11 protein-coding genes are annotated in these 16,512 nt (G+C 60.1%); 7 read left to right on the plus strand and 4 right to left on the minus strand.

Translation table 11 applies throughout. The annotated features are described in order from the left end of the window. Positions 1 to 6: 6 nt before the first annotated feature. From ispG to G5193_RS01185, 6 genes are all read left to right on the plus strand, one after another. Positions 7 to 1,122, plus strand: coding sequence for a flavodoxin-dependent (E)-4-hydroxy-3-methylbut-2-enyl-diphosphate synthase (gene ispG / locus G5193_RS01160; protein WP_005333801.1), 1,116 nt, complete (start codon positions 7 to 9; stop codon positions 1,120 to 1,122). Positions 1,123 to 1,260: 138 nt separating this feature from the next. Then, the gene (hisS, locus tag G5193_RS01165) at positions 1,261 to 2,538 is read left to right on the plus strand and encodes a histidine--tRNA ligase (protein WP_005351051.1); all 1,278 of its coding nucleotides are present in this window, start codon (positions 1,261 to 1,263) and stop codon (positions 2,536 to 2,538) included. A 3-nt stretch (positions 2,539 to 2,541) separates the two neighbouring features. Continuing rightward, a complete protein-coding gene (locus G5193_RS01170; RefSeq protein ID WP_021229680.1) occupies positions 2,542 to 3,192 on the plus strand; it encodes a YfgM family protein in 651 nt (216 codons plus the stop codon). Then, on the plus strand, positions 3,185 to 4,369 hold the full coding sequence (bamB, locus tag G5193_RS01175) for an outer membrane protein assembly factor BamB (RefSeq protein WP_005333796.1): 1,185 nt from the start codon (positions 3,185 to 3,187) through the stop codon (positions 4,367 to 4,369). The genes G5193_RS01170 and bamB overlap by 8 nt, the downstream gene beginning before the upstream one ends. A gap of 74 nt (positions 4,370 to 4,443) precedes the next feature. Beyond that, positions 4,444 to 5,940 (plus strand): ribosome biogenesis GTPase Der, encoded by a 1,497-nt coding sequence (der, locus tag G5193_RS01180; RefSeq protein ID WP_043823902.1) that lies wholly within the window; start codon positions 4,444 to 4,446, stop codon positions 5,938 to 5,940. A gap of 123 nt (positions 5,941 to 6,063) precedes the next feature. Then, the gene (locus tag G5193_RS01185; protein ID WP_005344872.1) at positions 6,064 to 6,288 is read left to right on the plus strand and encodes a zinc ribbon domain-containing protein; all 225 of its coding nucleotides are present in this window, start codon (positions 6,064 to 6,066) and stop codon (positions 6,286 to 6,288) included. Positions 6,289 to 6,661: 373 nt separating this feature from the next. On the opposite strand, the gene mltF is transcribed toward G5193_RS01185, so the two are convergent. Continuing rightward, on the minus strand, positions 6,662 to 8,146 hold the full coding sequence (gene mltF, locus G5193_RS01190; RefSeq protein WP_421204733.1) for a membrane-bound lytic murein transglycosylase MltF: 1,485 nt from the start codon (positions 8,144 to 8,146) through the stop codon (positions 6,662 to 6,664). Between the two features lie 149 nt (positions 8,147 to 8,295). Between mltF and purL the strand changes: the two genes are divergently transcribed. Then, positions 8,296 to 12,207 carry a phosphoribosylformylglycinamidine synthase gene (gene purL / locus G5193_RS01195; protein WP_421204734.1) on the plus strand — a complete coding sequence of 1,304 codons (3,912 nt, stop codon included), beginning with the start codon at positions 8,296 to 8,298 and terminating at the stop codon, positions 12,205 to 12,207. Positions 12,208 to 12,279: 72 nt separating this feature from the next. On the opposite strand, the gene G5193_RS01200 is transcribed toward purL, so the two are convergent. Genes G5193_RS01200 through G5193_RS01210 form a run of 3 tightly spaced genes read right to left on the minus strand, consistent with a single transcriptional unit; the run spans position 12,280 to position 16,395 of the window. Then, positions 12,280 to 13,821, minus strand: coding sequence for an HD domain-containing phosphohydrolase (locus G5193_RS01200; RefSeq protein WP_421204735.1), 1,542 nt, complete (start codon positions 13,819 to 13,821; stop codon positions 12,280 to 12,282). A 16-nt stretch (positions 13,822 to 13,837) separates the two neighbouring features. Beyond that, complete coding sequence (locus G5193_RS01205; RefSeq protein ID WP_421204736.1) at positions 13,838 to 15,268, minus strand: HD domain-containing phosphohydrolase; 1,431 nt, start codon at positions 15,266 to 15,268, stop codon at positions 13,838 to 13,840. Between the two features lie 2 nt (positions 15,269 to 15,270). After that, on the minus strand, positions 15,271 to 16,395 hold the full coding sequence (locus G5193_RS01210) for an FIST signal transduction protein (protein ID WP_421204737.1): 1,125 nt from the start codon (positions 16,393 to 16,395) through the stop codon (positions 15,271 to 15,273). Positions 16,396 to 16,512 lie beyond the last annotated feature (117 nt).

Here is a 16,512-nt window from a genome sequence, read left to right on the forward strand (position 1 = left end):
TTTCCCATGTCTTCTCACGAATCACCCATCATTCGTCGTAAATCCAGACAGATCATGGTTGGTAATGTACCGGTTGGGGGCGATGCCCCCATTACCGTGCAGACCATGACCAACACCAAGACCACAGATGTCGCCGCCACCATCGAGCAGATCCAGCGGATCGAGCGGGTCGGCGCCGATATCGTCCGTGTCTCCGTGCCCACCATGGAAGCGGCGGAAGCCTTCCGGCTGATCAAGCAGCAGACCCGCATCCCCATCGTTGCCGATATCCACTTCGACTATCGCATCGCCCTGAAAGTGGCCGAGTACGGTGCCGACTGCCTGCGTATCAACCCGGGCAACATCGGCAATGAGCAGCGGGTGCGCTCGGTGGTCGATTGCGCGCGCGACCTCAATATCCCGATCCGTATCGGGGTCAATGGCGGGTCGCTGGAGAAAGATATCCAGGAGAAGTACGGCGAGCCGACCCCAGAAGCGCTGGTAGAGTCCGCCATGCGTCACGTGGACTATCTCGATCGCCTCGATTTCCAGGATTTCAAGGTGAGCGTCAAGGCTTCCGATGTGTTCCTGGCAGTCGGTGCCTATCGCCTGCTGGCCAAGCAGATTGAACAGCCGCTGCACCTTGGCATCACCGAAGCGGGCGGTTTCCGTGCCGGTGCGGTGAAGTCTGCCATCGGTCTGGGTATGCTGCTTACCGACGGCATCGGCGATACCCTGCGTATCTCGCTGGCGGCGGATCCTGTGGAGGAGGTGAAGGTCGGTTTCGATATCCTCAAATCCCTCCGTATTCGCTCCCGTGGCATCAACTTTATCGCTTGCCCATCCTGCTCACGGCAGGAGTTCGATGTGATCGCTACCGTCAATGCACTGGAAGAGCGGCTCGAAGACATCATCACACCGATGGATGTTTCCATCATCGGCTGTGTGGTGAACGGCCCGGGTGAAGCGCTGGTCTCCGACCTTGGTCTGGCGGGTGCCGCCAACAAGAGTGCCTTCTATGAGGGGGGCCAGCGGGTCGATCGGCTCGACAACAAGGATCTCATTCCAACTTTGGAGCGCCGCATTCGCGCCCGCGCCGCCATGCTGGATCCCGCCAACCGGATCCCGATGGACAAGGAGTGAGCGAAACAGGGCCACATTGGGTGGCCCTTTTTCCAGGTGACTGATTTTAAATCCCGCATCCGGATTCCCTGATTTTACCTTGGGGGGGAAAATCCCTATAATGCGGCCAAATTTTACCTCTTTTTCTCGAGTATCAACGTGGCAAAACAGATCCAAGCTATTCGCGGTATGAATGATTGCCTGCCGGAGCAGAGCCCGGTATGGCAGAAGGTTGAACAGATCCTGCGCCAGGTCGTTGCCAGCTATGGCTACAGCGAAGTGCGCATGCCGATTGTCGAGCAGACTCATCTGTTCAAGCGCGCCATCGGTGAAGTGACCGACGTGGTCGAAAAAGAGATGTACACCTTTGAAGACCGTAACGGCGACAGCCTGAGCCTGCGTCCGGAAGGGACCGCCAGCTGCGTCCGTGCCGGTATCGAACACGGTCTGCTCTACAACCAGGAACGCCGGATGTGGTACATGGGCCCCATGTTCCGTCACGAGCGTCCCCAGAAGGGCCGTTATCGCCAGTTCCACCAGTTCGGTGTCGAGCTGTTTGGCATCAACGGGCCGGACATCGACGCTGAGCTGATCATGCTGACCCACCGTCTGTGGCGTCTGTTTGGCATCAGCGAGCATGTCACCCTGCAGCTCAACACCCTGGGTCAGAGCGCCGAGCGCGCCGCTTACCGCGATGCGCTGGTGGCCTATCTGGAGCAGTACAAGGAGCAGCTGGACGAAGAGAGCCAGCGCCGCATGTACAGTAACCCGCTGCGGGTGCTCGACTCCAAGGATGAAAAGGTGCAGGCCATTTTGGCGGGTGCCCCGCGTCTGTTCGACCATCTGGGCGAAGAGAGCCTGGCCCACTTCGAGGGGCTCAAGCGCCTGCTCGAGTCTGCCGGTATCAAATACGAAGTGAACGAGCGTCTGGTGCGTGGTCTTGACTACTACAACCTGACCGTGTTCGAGTGGGTCACCAGCAGTCTGGGTGCCCAGGGCACCGTCTGTGCCGGTGGCCGCTACGATGGTCTGGTAGAGCAGCTGGGCGGTCAACCGACCCCGGCCGTGGGCTTTGCCATGGGCATGGAGCGTCTGGTGCTGATGCTGGAAACTCTCGAGCTCAACGCCGATATCCGCCCGGCGGTGGATGTCTATCTGGCGATGGTGGGCGAGGGGACCGAACAGGCTGGCTTCCAGCTGGCCGAGCGTCTGCGCGATGCCCTGCCGGACCTGCGTCTGATGAGCCACTGCGGTGGTGGCAACTTCAAGAAACAACTCAAACGTGCCGACAAGAGCGGCGCGGCAATCGCCCTGATCCTTGGTGAGACCGAGGTGCAAAACGGGGAGATCACTATCAAATATCTGCGTGGTCAGGCCGAGCAACAGACCGTCAAGGTTGACGCCGCCATTGCCCTGCTGGCAGCCAAAGGAGAGTAAGCTGTGGAAGTCTATACCACCGAAGAACAACAGGTTGAGGTTATCAAGGAGTGGTGGAAAGAGAACGGAACCTCGGTGATTGCCGGGACCGTGATCGGTCTGGTCGGTCTGTTCGGTTGGCGCTATTACAACCAGCACCAGCAAGAGACCATGGAGGCCTCCTCCCACTCTTACAACCAGGTGATTGAGCAGCTGGCCAAGGGCGATGCCGCCGGTTTCGAGCAGGCACAGCAGTTTGTCACTGCCAACAAGGGTGACTCCTACGGTGAACTGGCCGCGTTGCAACTGGCTGCCGCTGCCGTCAAGGCGGGCAAGCTGGATCTGGCTGCCGAGCAGCTGGAGCTGGTGGCGACCACGGGTGACGAGAGCATTCGTCCCATCGCGGCGCTGCGTCTGGCCCGTGTGTTGAATGATCAGGGCAAGGCAGATGAAGCGCTGGCCAAGCTGGCGACCATCCAGAATGAGGCCTTCAAGGCGCAGGTAGCAGAAGCCCGTGGTGATGTGCTGCAAAAGCAGGGCAAGACCGAAGAGGCTCGTGATGCCTATCAGGCGGCGGCGGATGCTGGCGGCCTGCAGGGTAGCGCCGAGCTCAAGCTGAAAATGGACGATCTGGCCCTGCCGGCCGTTGCGACTGGTGAGGCACCGGATGCGTAATCTATTCAAGATGGTGGCGCTGGGGGCTGCGGTCTCCTTCGCTCTGCAGGGGTGCTCCCTGTTCAGTTCCGAAGAGGATCTCAACCCGATGGCGCCGCTGCCCAAGGTTGAATCTGCCTTCACTGCCGACACCGCATGGTCATCTACTGTGGGTGATGGTATCGGTGACTTCTACTCCCAGCTCAAGCCGGTGGTGGAAGAGGATCGCATCTACGCGGCGGCCCGCGACGGCGATGTCAGCGCCTTTGACCGTGCCAGTGGCGATCGCCTCTGGACCGTCGATCTGGCCGACCTGCCGGTCAACGCCGACAAACGCAGTGCCCGCCTCTCCGGTGGCCTGGTCTCCCGTTACGGCAAGCTGTTCCTCGGCTCCGAGAACGGGGTGGTCTACGCCCTGAACGAAGAGAATGGTGAAGTGCTGTGGCAGACCAATGTGCCCGGCGAAGTGGTGGCAAGCCCCGCGGTGGAAGATGGCCGCGTGGTGGTGTTGACCACCTCCGGTCGCCTGATCGCCCTCGACACTGATGAAGGCAAGATGCAGTGGTCGCTCTCCGAAGAGCAGCCGCCGCTGACCCTGCGCAGTGCCGGTGCACCGGTGATCACCAACGGCGCCGTGATTTACGGTCGTGCCGATGGCAAGGTGGGCATCGCCCTGCTGAGCAACGGCCAGCCTGTGCGCCAGTCCAAGGTGGCTGATCCGCGCGGTGCCACCGAGCTGGACCGTATGGTTGACGTCGATGCCAGCCCGCTGATTGCCGGTGATGAGCTCTACGCCATCGCCTACAACGGTCAGCTGATGGCGCGCAAACTGATGACCGGCGATGAAGTGTGGAAGCGCAAGTATTCCGGCTATCGCGATCTGGCTATGACCGGCAATGCCATCGTGCTGACCGACAGTCGCAGCCATCTGTTTGCCATCGACCGTCGCAACGGTCTGGAGCTGTGGTCAAACACCCAGCTGGAAAATCGTACCGTCACTGCACCTGTCATCTTCGGTGACTATGTGGTGGTGGGTGATGTGGAAGGATACCTGTATTGGCTTGATCGTACCGACGGTACCATCAAGGCGATGCAGCAGCTCGATAGCAGTGGTCTCTATGCCGCCCCGCTGGTGGATGGCGAGACCCTGTATGTGCAGAGCCGTGACGGCAAGTTGTACGCCCTCAAGCGTCCTTGATCGTCCGATAATGTGAATATCCGGCTCCTGGTCTTCGGACCCGGAGCCTTTGTCGTCTTGAGAATGAGGCTTTTATGACTCCTGTAGTAGCCCTGGTGGGCCGCCCCAACGTGGGGAAATCCACCCTGTTTAACCGCTTGACCCGTACTCGGGATGCCCTGGTTGCCGATTTTCCCGGTCTGACCCGGGACCGTAAATACGGTCAGGCGAAGTTGGGCGAGCTGGAATTTATCGTGGTCGATACCGGCGGTATCGATGGCACCGAAGAGGGGATCGAGCTGAAGATGGCCGAGCAATCCCTGCTGGCCATCGAAGAAGCGGACGTCGTGCTGTTCATGGTGGATGCCCGTGCCGGTCTGACCGCGGCGGATCAAGCCATTGCCGAGCACCTGCGCAAGGCCCACAAGAAGGTATTTCTGGTGGCCAACAAGACCGACGGTATCGACGGTGATTCCGCGGTCTCCGAGTTCTACGGTCTGGCGCTGGGTGAGGTCTACCAGATCGCGGCCGCCCACGGTCGTGGCGTGCTGAGCCTGCTGGAACTGGCCCTGGCTCCCCATCTGGAGACCCTGGTCGACGCCGCTACCGATGAAGATGCGCAGGATGAGGAAGAGGAGGACTTCGACGAAGAAGCCCTGCTGCGCATGGTGGCTGCCGGTGAACTCGATACCAAAGAGGACACCAAGGAGACCCCGTTCGCCGACCTGCCTATCAAGTTCGCCATCGTTGGTCGTCCCAACGTCGGTAAATCTACCCTGACCAACCGCATGCTGGGTGAAGATCGGGTCATCGTCTATGACATGCCCGGCACCACCCGTGACTCCGTTTACATTCCAATGGAGCGTGACGAGCAGAAGTATGTGGTCATCGACACCGCCGGTGTACGTCGTCGTGGCAAGGTGCACGAGACGGTGGAGAAGTTCTCCGTTATCAAGACCCTGAAAGCCATCGAAGATGCCAACGTCTGCCTGCTGGTGATCGACGCCCAGGAGACCATCACCGATCAGGACTTGAGCATCCTTGGCTATGTGCTTCACGCCGGTCGCTCCGTGGTGCTGGTGGTGAACAAGTGGGATGGTCTGGATCAGAAGGTGAAAGAGGATGTGAAGAACGAGCTGGATCGTCGCTTGGGCTTCATCGACTTCGCTCGCGTCCACTTCATCTCCGCCCTGCACGGTAGCGGCGTCGGCCACCTGTTTGAATCCATTCAGGAGGCTTACCAGTCCGCCACCCGTCGTACCAGCACGGCCATGCTGACCCGCATCATGCAGATGGCGCAGGAAGATCACCAGCCGCCGATGGTCAACGGTCGCCGCGTCAAGCTCAAGTATGCTCACGCCGGTGGCTACAACCCGCCGCGCATCGTGATCCACGGCAACCAGCTGAACGACTTGCCGGACTCCTACAAGCGGTATCTGATCAATTATTTCCGCAAGTCCCTCAAGATCATGGGCTCGCCGATCCGAGTCGAGTTCCAGGAGTCGGTCAACCCGTTTGAAGGGAAGAAGAACACCATGACCCTGAGTCAGGAACGTCAGCGCAAACGCCTGCTGAAGATGAAGAAGAAATAAGCCCTTGCGGCTGCCCTCACCGGCAGCCGCTTTGTTATCCTCGCCATGTTAAGGTGAGGAATAAGGGGAGGGGGATCTGCCATGGAACAAGACCATGGCAGATCCACTTTCGAGGAGTTGATTATGGAAGCCCTGCTTTGTCCATCATGCCAGGCTGAACTGGATACCCGCAGCAAGGAGCAAACCTGTGGCCAGTGCCAGGCCCCTGTTCGGGTTACTGCCATTTGCCCCACCTGCCAGCAGGAGCTGGAGCGTCTCAAGGCGTGCGGCGCGGTGGATTACTTCTGCAACCACTGCAACTCGCTGATCTCCAAGCGGACGGTACAGTTCAAGGCGGCGCTGGTGTAAGACGATAATCAGGTGAGAAAGAAGATAAAAAAACCCGGCGAATGCCGGGTTTATGCTGTGTGCTCTGCAATAAGCAGGGTATAGGATCGATTTCTGCGCCACAGGTTGCGCTTGATGTCATTAAGCTTGAGTTTGCGTCTGGGGCTCCAGCTGCACTTCGCTTTTCTGACCAGACTGATTTTTCTACGTTTTTGCATCTTGGTCTCCTCCCAACTCAGGTGGCCATCCCGGCCTTGGGTCATTGATGGAGCCCATCCGAAATTGCTGTTATTTAATCTCTCAACATAATGAAAACAATGCGATTTCGGATAGGCTCCGATGTGAATCGATGGTAACAGAGAAGTTTGTGTGAAAACAGCCGAATAATGGCTGGTTAGCGCATGGTGATCTGATTGACCACTTCGGCGATGGCGGTGGGGCGCTCGGCCAGCTCGGGCTCGCTGTCGTTGTCGAGACTCTCCCGCTGATGTGCCTTCTGCTGCTCGTTGTCGAGCCAGAGCAGACTCTGGTAATACTGGCGCACGTTGTTAACATAGTTGCGCGCCTCGCTGCCACGGGCATAGCCATAACGCACCTTGCGGTGCCAGCGCGCTTGCTGCAGCAGCGGCAGCACCTCTTTCACGTCGCTCCAGGCGTCGGGATTCTTGCCGAGCTCTTTGGTCAGGCGGCGGGCGTCCATCATGTGGCCGTAACCGATGTTGTAGGCGGTGAGGGCAAACCACACCTTCTCGTCATCGGGCACAGAATCCGGCACCTTCTCCATCATCTGTTGCAGATAGAGGGAGCCACCTTTGATGCTCTCTTCCGGATGAAGCCGGTCGTTGACTCCCATCGCCTTGGCGGTGGGCTCGGTCAGCATCATCATGCCGCGCACGCCGGTGTAGGAGCGGGCCTGCGGGTCCCAATGGGACTCCTGATAGCTGATGGCGGCGAGCAGACGCCAGTCGATATTCTTAGCGTGAGTCTGGAACAGCGGCTGGTACTTGGGCAGCAGGCTCTTGGCGCGCTTGAGGAAGGTGCGGGTATCGACAAAGTCGAAGTTCTGCACGTGGCCGAAGTACTTCTCGTCCAGCTTGGCGATGGCACCATCCATAAAGCGCTGACCGAAGAAGTCGATCACGCTGGCATAGAGGCTGTCATCGGGCAGCTTGCTCATGGCCCAGGCAACGGTCTGCTTCTGGGCCAGGGTCAGCCCCTCGGTGAGCTCCGGGTAGTAGCGCTGGGTACGGGCCAGCACGGTATCCTGCACCACCGTGTAGTCAATCTTGCCATCCACCACCTGCTTGAGCAGCTCCTCCACATCGGCGTTGTGGCTGGTGCTCCAGGCTAGTTTCGGATTCTCTTTGCTCATCTCTTTGAGTAGGTCTTCCCCGGTGGAGCCTGCGGCCACCATCAGCTTGCCTTTTATGTCGTTCAACGAGGCCGGCTTGGGCTTGCCGTTACGGTAGACCAGCTTGGGGGAGACCTGGTAGAAGCCCGGACCGAAGCGAAACAGCTCGCGCCGTTCGGGGGTGACCATGATGGCGGCTGCCGCCAGATCGACTTTGCCCTTTTTCAGCAGGGTGACCAGTTCGTCAGTGGTGTTGACCGGGATGATGGTGAGTGTCACCCCCAGCCAGTCGGCATAATTTTGTGCCAGCTCGTAATCGAACCCCTGGGCGAGGTCGTCACGCTGGTAATAAGAGGTGGGACCATAGATGGTGCCAACCCGGATCTCGCCTCGCTGGCGGATCTGCTCCAGCTGGCTGGAGGGGCTATAGAAGTCGCAGCCAACCAGCGTCAGCGTCAACAACAGCCCGATAAACAGTCGAAAAATGCAGCGCAAGTAGGTGAGTACCTTTGTTGAAAAAATCGGCATTTGTCAAAAAAGAGGCACCTTTATACCAGAGAGTGTGCGCAGAGTCACACTGCTCGAAGTGAGAAAAACGTTTGTCCGCTGTGAGCCAGATCCCTATAATACGCGCGTCTCAATTCCCCCCCACTTTAAAACTTGGTGAGAAAGGTCATATGGATATCTTGCGTGGTGCCCCAGCACTGTCTGATTTTCGTGTCCAAAAACTGCTGCAACGCTTCGCACAGATGAGAAACGAGAGTGGAGTAGAGATAGAGGATGTCTATGCCGAGTATGTGCACTTTGCCGAGCTGACAAGCCCCCTCTCTCCCCCCGAGCGAGCGACCTTGGGCCAGCTCTTGCGCTACGGCCCGACCATCCCCGAACACACCCCCAGCGGTCAGCTGTTTCTTGTTACCCCCCGCCCCGGCACTATCTCCCCCTGGTCTTCCAAAGCAACCGACATCGCCCACAACTGCGGCCTGAAACAGGTCAAGCGGCTGGAGCGTGGTATTGCCTATTACCTGACCATCAAGGGGCAGGGTGAGTTGAGTGCCGCCCAGCGCAGCGCCATTGCCGCCGTGCTCCATGATCGGATGATGGAAGTGGTGTTTGCCGAGATGAGCGAAGCTGCCGCCCTGTTTGCTAACCACGAGCCGCGCCCCTTCACCCAGGTGGATGTGCTGGGCGGTGGTCGCGCAGCCCTGGCCGAAGCCAACGTGGCGCTCGGTCTGGCGCTGGCCGACGACGAAATCGACTATCTGGTGGAGAACTTCACCAAGTTGGGTCGCAACCCCAACGACATCGAGCTCTACATGTTCGCCCAGGCGAACTCCGAACACTGCCGTCACAAGATCTTCAATGCCGACTGGACCATCGATGGCGAACAGCAGCCCAAGTCGCTGTTCAAGATGATCAAGAACACCTTCGAGCAGACGCCGGATCATGTCCTCTCTGCCTATAAAGACAACGCCGCCGTGATGGAAGGGAGCCAGGGTGGCCGCTTCTTCCCGAGCCCGGCCAACGGCGAATACCAGTATCACCAGGAACAGGTCGACATCCTGATGAAGGTGGAGACCCACAACCACCCGACCGCCATCTCCCCATTCCCGGGCGCAGCCACCGGCTCCGGCGGCGAAATCCGCGATGAGGGAGCCACCGGTCGCGGTGCCAAGCCCAAGGCGGGTCTGGTCGGTTTCTCCGTCTCCAACCTGCGCATCCCAGGTTTCGAACAGCCCTGGGAGCAGGATTTCGGCAAGCCGAGCCGTATCGTCAGTGCCTTCGACATCATGCAGGAGGGGCCGCTCGGCGGCGCCGCGTTTAACAACGAGTTCGGCCGTCCGGCTATTCTGGGTTACTTCCGTACCTTCGAAGAGGAGGTGCCGAGCCACAATGGCGTCGAGGTGCGTGGCTACCACAAGCCCATCATGCTGGCTGGCGGCATCGGCAACATCCGCACCGAACATGTCCAGAAAGGGGATATCCCGGTCGGCGCGGCGCTGATCGTGCTGGGCGGCCCGGCGATGAACATCGGTCTGGGCGGTGGTGCCGCATCCTCCATGGCCTCCGGCCAGTCGGCCGAAGATCTCGACTTTGCCTCGGTGCAGCGTGACAACCCCGAGATGGAGCGCCGTTGCCAGGAGGTGATCGATCGCTGCTGGCAGCTGGGTGACGACAACCCTATCGTCTTTATCCATGACGTGGGGGCGGGCGGTCTCTCCAACGCCATGCCGGAGCTGGTCAACGACGGTGAGCGTGGCGGCCGTTTCGATCTGCGCGCCATCCCGAACGACGAGCCGGGCATGAGCCCGCTGGAGATCTGGTGCAACGAATCCCAGGAGCGTTACGTGCTGGCGGTAGCACAAGATAAGCTGCCGCTGTTCAAGGCCCTGTGCGAGCGTGAGCGCGCACCCTATGCCGTCATCGGCACCGCGACCGAAGAGAAGCATCTGACCCTCTCTGACAGCCACTTTGACAATCAGCCCATCGATCTGCCGCTGGACGTGCTGCTCGGCAAGGCGCCCAAGATGCACCGCGACGTGGTGACTCTGCCTGCGCAAGGCAAAGCGCTCCAGCTCGATGGCATCACTTTGAGTGACGCGGCCGAGCGGGTACTGCGCCTGCCGACCGTGGCGGAGAAGTCCTTCCTTATCACCATCGGCGATCGCAGCGTGACCGGTCTGGTCAATCGCGACCAGATGGTTGGCCCCTGGCAGATCCCGGTGGCCGATTGCGCCGTCACCGCTGCCACCTACGACAGCTATCACGGCGAAGCCATGTCCATGGGCGAGCGTACCCCGGTGGCGCTGCTCTCCCACGCCGCCTCCGCTCGCATGGCGGTAGCGGAAGCGCTCACCAACCTGGCTCCGGCTCATATCGGGTCGCTGAAGCGGGTCAAGCTCTCCGCCAACTGGATGGCCGCTGCCGGTCACCCGGGTGAAGATGCCGGTCTCTATGAGGCGGTCAAAGCGGTAGGTGAGGAGCTCTGCCCGGCCTTGGGCATCACCATTCCGGTGGGCAAGGACTCCATGTCCATGAAGACCCGCTGGCAGCAGGATGGCAAGGAGCACAGCGTCACCTCGCCGCTCTCCCTACTCATCTCCGCCTTTGCCCGGGTCGAGGATGTGCGCAACACGGTTACTCCGCAACTGCGTACCGATCTCGGTGAAACCGACCTTATCCTCATCGACCTTGGCAATGGCAAGCAGCGCCTCGGTGCCTCCGCACTGGCGCAGGTCTATCGCCAGTTGGGTGACAAGGCGCCGGATCTCGACAACCCGGTCCAGCTCAAGGGCTTCTTCAACGCCATTCAGACGCTGGTGGCCGATCGCAAACTGATCGCCTATCACGACCGCTCTGACGGTGGCCTGTTCGTCACCCTGACCGAGATGGCGTTTGCCGGTCACTGCGGCCTCGACATCCAGCTCGATCGCATCGGCGGCGAGCTGCTGCCTGCACTGTTCAACGAAGAGCTGGGCGCCGTCATTCAGGTGCGTCGTGAAGATAAAGAGGCGGTGATGACCCTGCTGGCCGGTCACGGTCTGGCAGCCTGCTCCCATGTGCTCGGCACCGTGCGCGAAGGGGACCTCATCACCCTGCAGCGGGGCGGTCAGGAGGTCTATCGTGCCAGCCGCACCGCCCTTCGCACCATCTGGGGCGAGACCAGCTGGCAGATGCAGCGCCTGCGCGACAACCCCGAGTGCGCCGACAGTGAGCACGCGGCCCGTCAGGACGCCACCGATCCGGGTCTGCATGCCAAGCTGACTTACAACCCGTCCGAGGATGTGGCTGCACCTTACATTGCCCGCGGGGTCTCCCCCCGTCTGGCGGTGCTGCGCGAGCAGGGGGTCAACTCTCATGTAGAGATGGCGGCGGCGTTCGATCGTGCCGGTTTCGCCGCTGTGGACGTCCATATGAGCGACATTCTCTCCGGTCGCATCAAGCTGGAGGAGTTCCAGACCCTGGTGGCCTGTGGCGGTTTCTCCTACGGTGACGTTTTGGGGGCGGGGGAAGGCTGGGCCAAGTCCATCCTGTTCAACGACAACGCCCGCGAGCAGTTCCAGCGCTTCTTCGAGCGTGGTGACACCTTGTCGCTGGGCGTCTGCAACGGTTGTCAGATGATGTCCAACCTGCGAGAACTCATCCCGGGTGCCGATCTCTGGCCGCGCTTTGTACGCAACCGCTCCGAGCGCTTCGAGGCCCGCTTCAGTCTGGTGCAGGTACAGGAGTCCCCGTCGGCCTTCTTCGCCGGCATGGCAGGCTCGGTGATGCCGATTGCCGTTTCCCACGGGGAAGGGCGTGTCGAGGTGCGCGATGCCGCTCACCTGAACGCACTGCAGCAGAGCGGTCTGGTAGGACTGCGCTTTGTCGACAACCGCGGCAGCGTGACCGAGCAGTACCCGGCCAACCCGAACGGCTCGCAGGATGGTATCACCGCCGTGACCACCACCGATGGCCGCGCCACCATCATGATGCCGCACCCGGAGCGGGTGTTCCGCACCGTGGCCAACTCCTGGCACCCCGACAACTGGGGCGAGGATGGGGCCTGGATGCGGATGTTCCGCAACGCCCGGGTTCGTCTGGGTTAATCGCGACTGCGCCAGCGCATAAAAACAGAAACCGGCCAAATTTGGCCGGTTTTTCAATATGGGCTCTGTCGATCAGGTTTGGCCGTGGCCAAGTTCATGAGGGGTAAACTCTCCCCGATCCAGAATACGCAGACAGGCATCGACCACGGCTTCATCCAGCTGGACTCCCCGCATGGCCATGATATGGGTTCGGGCCTGCGCAATCCCCAGGGCAGCACGGTAGGGACGATCCGATGACATGGACTCCACTATATCGGCGACCGTGAGAATGCGCGCTTCCAGCAGGATCTGCTCGCCTTTTAACCCTGATGGATAGCCGGAACCGTCGAGATACTCGTGGTGCTGGTGGATCATCCGGGCTATGGGCCAGGGCAGGGCGATATCCTTGAGCACCAGATAACCCGCTGTCGGATGCTCCTTGACCAGATTGAACTCCTGGGGGGTCAGTTTGCCCGGTTTGGTGAGGATCTCGACAGGGACCTGGATTTTGCCGATATCGTGCACCATGGCGCCCAGATAGAGACCGCGTAGCGGTTTATCACCCAACCCCAGTTCTCGGCCGATGGCCAGCGCCAGGGTAGCGACATGCTTCTGGTGTCCGGCGGTGTAGGGATCGCGTTGTTCCAGCACGGCAGCGATGGCTCCCAGCGCATCCTCCAGGGCCAGCTCCAGTTGGCGGGCATGCATGGCTTTTTCACGCTGGGCGGCAAGATAGGCCTGCTGGGTTCGACGTGCCTGCAGGCCATAGGTCAGGTAGTCGGCCAGTCCGTTGAAGAGATGCACCTCCTCATCGGTGAAGGCTCTGGCCTGCGTGCTGTGAATAAGCAGTCCGCCTGGCACAGTGGCTTGCCACTGCAATGGCAGCAGCAGCCGTCCCCTCAAGGTGGCGGAGTGGTGGACCAGTTCGGTGCCAAGTGCTTCGTTGCGCATCTCGCCTGAACTGATTGCACTGGTCAGGGCTGCGTCCCGGGTGAGCCAGTTATCGCTGGCAAACCAGACGGCCTGACCTGCCTGCGCCAGGATCTGTACTCTGTTCTGATCAGCGGTCTGCAGTACGGTCACCAGGGGAAAACGGCCATCGAAAGTGATGGCATCACAGATCTCCTGCAGTAGTGTCTGTTCATCCCCCTGCTTGAGCATGGCATGGTGGGCGCGGGTTATTGCTTCCAGCGTCCAGGTATATTGCTGGAGACGCTCCTGCTGCTGTTTCTGGTCGGTGATATCTTCGAAAAAGACAGCGACACCGATCACCTTGCCCAGCTCATCGTACAGGGGAAACTTGGTGGTACTGAGCCAGCGGTCTTCACCCCCTTTCAGATAGGGTTCTTCGTGATGCCGGGTTGTGCCGCTGGCCATGACCTGGAGATCGTCATCCCGGTAGCGTTGGGCCAGCTCGGCCGGGAAAAAATCGGCATCGCACTTGCCAACCAGTTCGGCCGGGGTGAGGGCCAGATCGTCGGCCAGCAGTCGGTTGCAGGCGATGAAGTGTGAACGGGTATCTTTCAACAGGACGCGATAGGGCAGCTGTTCCATCACCTGATGGAGCAGGGCTGCGGTGGGGTGAGAGCTGACGCCCGGTGGCTGAATGGATGGCGGTAGATCTTTTAACATCATCTTGGTGCAACCAGAGTCAGGTGGTAGTAAAGCGGTAGCCCGCTTGCCAGACGGCGAAACAGGCATCGACCACCTGTTCGTCGTAATGCACACCGGCATAGCGCGTCAGCTCGGCGAACGCATCGGTGAGAGAGAGGGCGCGCCGGAACGGACGGTGGGCCGTCATGGCGGCCAGGGAGTCGGCGACCCGTATAATCCTCGCCTCCAGCGAGATCGCATCCCCCTGTAGCCCTTGTGGGTAGCCGCTACCATCGAGATTTTCATGGTGCTGCATCACTATGGTGGTGATGGGCCAGGGGAAGTCAATCTGTTGCAGGATCTCGCGGCCAGTGTCCGGATGCTGTTTGATCAGTTCGAACTCAACCGGCCTCAGTTCCCGCGGGCGTGTGAGGATCTCCGCCGGGATCTGCAGTAGGCCGATGTTATGCACCATGGCCGCAAGACCCAATCCATCCAGCTGCTCTTGCGGCAGTTGCAGCTGTTGACCTATAGCCAGCGCGAGATCATGCACGCGCCGTTCGTGTCCTGCCGTGACCGGATCTTTGTGGGCAATCGCGGAGGAGAGGGCCGCGATGGTCTGAAACAGCAGGGTGCGCTGGCGCTGCTCGCTTTCCTTGATATGGGTGATGTCGACCAGTGCCCCTATGATTCCGGCCACCTCGCCCTGATGGTCATAGAAGAGATCCTTGAAGTTGAGCACCTGGTAGCGGTGGCCGCTGCGATCAAACAGCGTGTGTTCAAAATATTGCGGCTGCCTGCTGCGCAGCACCTCCATGTCCCTTTGGGTATATTCGTCCGCCATCTCCGGGGGCAGGATTTCGTCCACCCGCTTCCCCTGCAGCTCGGCCTTGCTGATCCCGGTGACCTGGGTAAAGGCCGGGTTGCAGCTGAGAAAGCGCCCTTCGACATCCTTGTAGAACACCGGGATGGGAATGGCCTTGAGCAGGGATTCGTTGAGGCGCTGCATGTCGACCAGCTCGGCTTGCTGGCGCCTAGCGAGCTGTTCGCTGTCCTTGCACAACTGGATGGCGCGCGCCAGATTACCGAGCACCGGGCTGAACAGATGGCAGACCGGCACTGTGTGCTGCTGGGGTTGGGGGGCCAGCAGCAAGATGAGATATCCCCCGTCAACCCTGAGCCGATAGGCAAAGTGGTACGGTCGGCCACCGGGGAGAGGCAAGGTCGTTTGCAGCGCACATTGGTCACCTTCAACAATCCAGGCAGGCAAGGAGAGCAGCGAGCCACTGTGCCGGGATAGCTGATCATCACCAATGACCTTGAGCAGCTCATATCCTTCCCGTTGCTGCTGCAATACCACACCAACCGGTGTGGCACAGTGAAACATAAAGCGCTGCACCACCTTGGTGAGCAGGGCATCGAGTGTGACCTCCCGACCGATGCAGAGGGCGAGATCGCAGACAATGGCCATGGCGTGATCGTTATTCATTGCTAACCCTCGCTGAGACAGAGGATGGCACCGTTGTGAAAGAGCGGGTAATCCCCCGGCCTTACACTTCCTATCTCGCCAAGAGAGAGGGCCCCGACCAGCTCGTGGGCTCCGCTGTGGCTAAAGAGGGTCTCCAGCTCCAGGGTGCTCTGTTCGCCGAAGTGCTGCTGACGGCCGGCGCAGTAATAGATCTCGAGGCGCTCGGGTGTACCGTGCCGGCCGAGCTTTTCGGCCAGTTCGACAGCGTGCTCTGTGGGGCTTTCCGGGGCTTTCAGCAGGGTGAGAATACTGTGGTCAGGCACCTCTCCGACGCAGAGCAGGGCACCGTCGTCGGTAACGGCGACCGGGATCCGCACGATCACATCGCCATTGGCTCGCAGCAACCCCAAGGGCAAATGTACACCGTACCGATAGAACTGCTCTGGTGTGAGGTTTTGCTGGAACTGTTGCCGGATCAGGGATTGATAGCGGCTAAAAGCCGGCTCCCAGTCGATAAAGGAGATCTTGTTGCCTTCACTGCTGGTGGCGAGCATGGGCTGGGCAGTGAGTTGATAGCCGTGCTCCAGCAAGGGGGGACTGTGGGGGGAGAGCAGTGCACAGCTGACCCCATGCCCCAGCAATCTCTGGGTGTCAAACAGGCAGGGCATGGCTGTGAACTGGCCGCTACCTGCATTGACACCCGCATAGTTGACCCTGTCCGCCAGCCTTAGATAGATCCCCTCGAGCAGGGTTGCAATATTGGGGAGCATGGCGTCAAAGGTGAGAAAGAGGGTGGGAACCTTCTCGGTGTCCGGCCATTCTGCCAGTCGGGACGCCAACTGATCGCAGATGATATCGGCCAGTGTATCGGCACTGGCTGTAGGGGAGAGCGAGAGCAGCAGAGGATTGTGGGATGCTGGTCGGGGCAACAGCCAAGCCCCCCTTTCGTGGAAACCGTGCCGACTGACAAGGCGTGGAAAGATGGCGCCGCAGAGTTGAATGTTGAGGCGCTGACACTGCTGCTGCAGATCGGCAACGCGTGCGGCATCCCGCTCGGCTAGCAACACATCGAGTCGTTGCCCCTCATAGGGAAGCAATGCATCGGCCAGTGGATGCGCATCAAATTGATGAAAAGTAGGCTGCATCATCGCTCGGAACTCCATTCCTGCCAGTCATCAATATATCAGCAAGGGGGTTGGATGAATACCGGACGAGACCAACGGCTGCACGGGGTGTGAGATGCCAACACAAAAGGGTCTCTGCCA

This window comes from Aeromonas sp. 601027 (genome assembly GCF_049174455.1).
Classification (GTDB): domain Bacteria; phylum Pseudomonadota; class Gammaproteobacteria; order Enterobacterales; family Aeromonadaceae; genus Aeromonas; species Aeromonas veronii_A.

Excerpts from the sequence above, each read along its gene's own strand:
- ispG (WP_005333801.1), top strand. The coding sequence starts at position 7 with ATGTCTTCTCACGAATCACCCATCATTCGTCGTAAATCCAGACAGATC.
- bamB (WP_005333796.1), top strand. The coding sequence starts at position 3,185 with ATGCGTAATCTATTCAAGATGGTGGCGCTGGGGGCTGCGGTCTCCTTC.
- der (WP_043823902.1), top strand. The coding sequence starts at position 4,444 with ATGACTCCTGTAGTAGCCCTGGTGGGCCGCCCCAACGTGGGGAAATCC.
- G5193_RS01185 (WP_005344872.1), top strand. The coding sequence starts at position 6,064 with ATGGAAGCCCTGCTTTGTCCATCATGCCAGGCTGAACTGGATACCCGC.
- mltF (WP_421204733.1), bottom strand. The coding sequence starts at position 8,146 with ATGCCGATTTTTTCAACAAAGGTACTCACCTACTTGCGCTGCATTTTT.
- purL (WP_421204734.1), top strand. The coding sequence starts at position 8,296 with ATGGATATCTTGCGTGGTGCCCCAGCACTGTCTGATTTTCGTGTCCAA.
- G5193_RS01200 (WP_421204735.1), bottom strand. The coding sequence starts at position 13,821 with ATGATGTTAAAAGATCTACCGCCATCCATTCAGCCACCGGGCGTCAGC.
- G5193_RS01205 (WP_421204736.1), bottom strand. The coding sequence starts at position 15,268 with ATGAATAACGATCACGCCATGGCCATTGTCTGCGATCTCGCCCTCTGC.
- G5193_RS01210 (WP_421204737.1), bottom strand. The coding sequence starts at position 16,395 with ATGATGCAGCCTACTTTTCATCAATTTGATGCGCATCCACTGGCCGAT.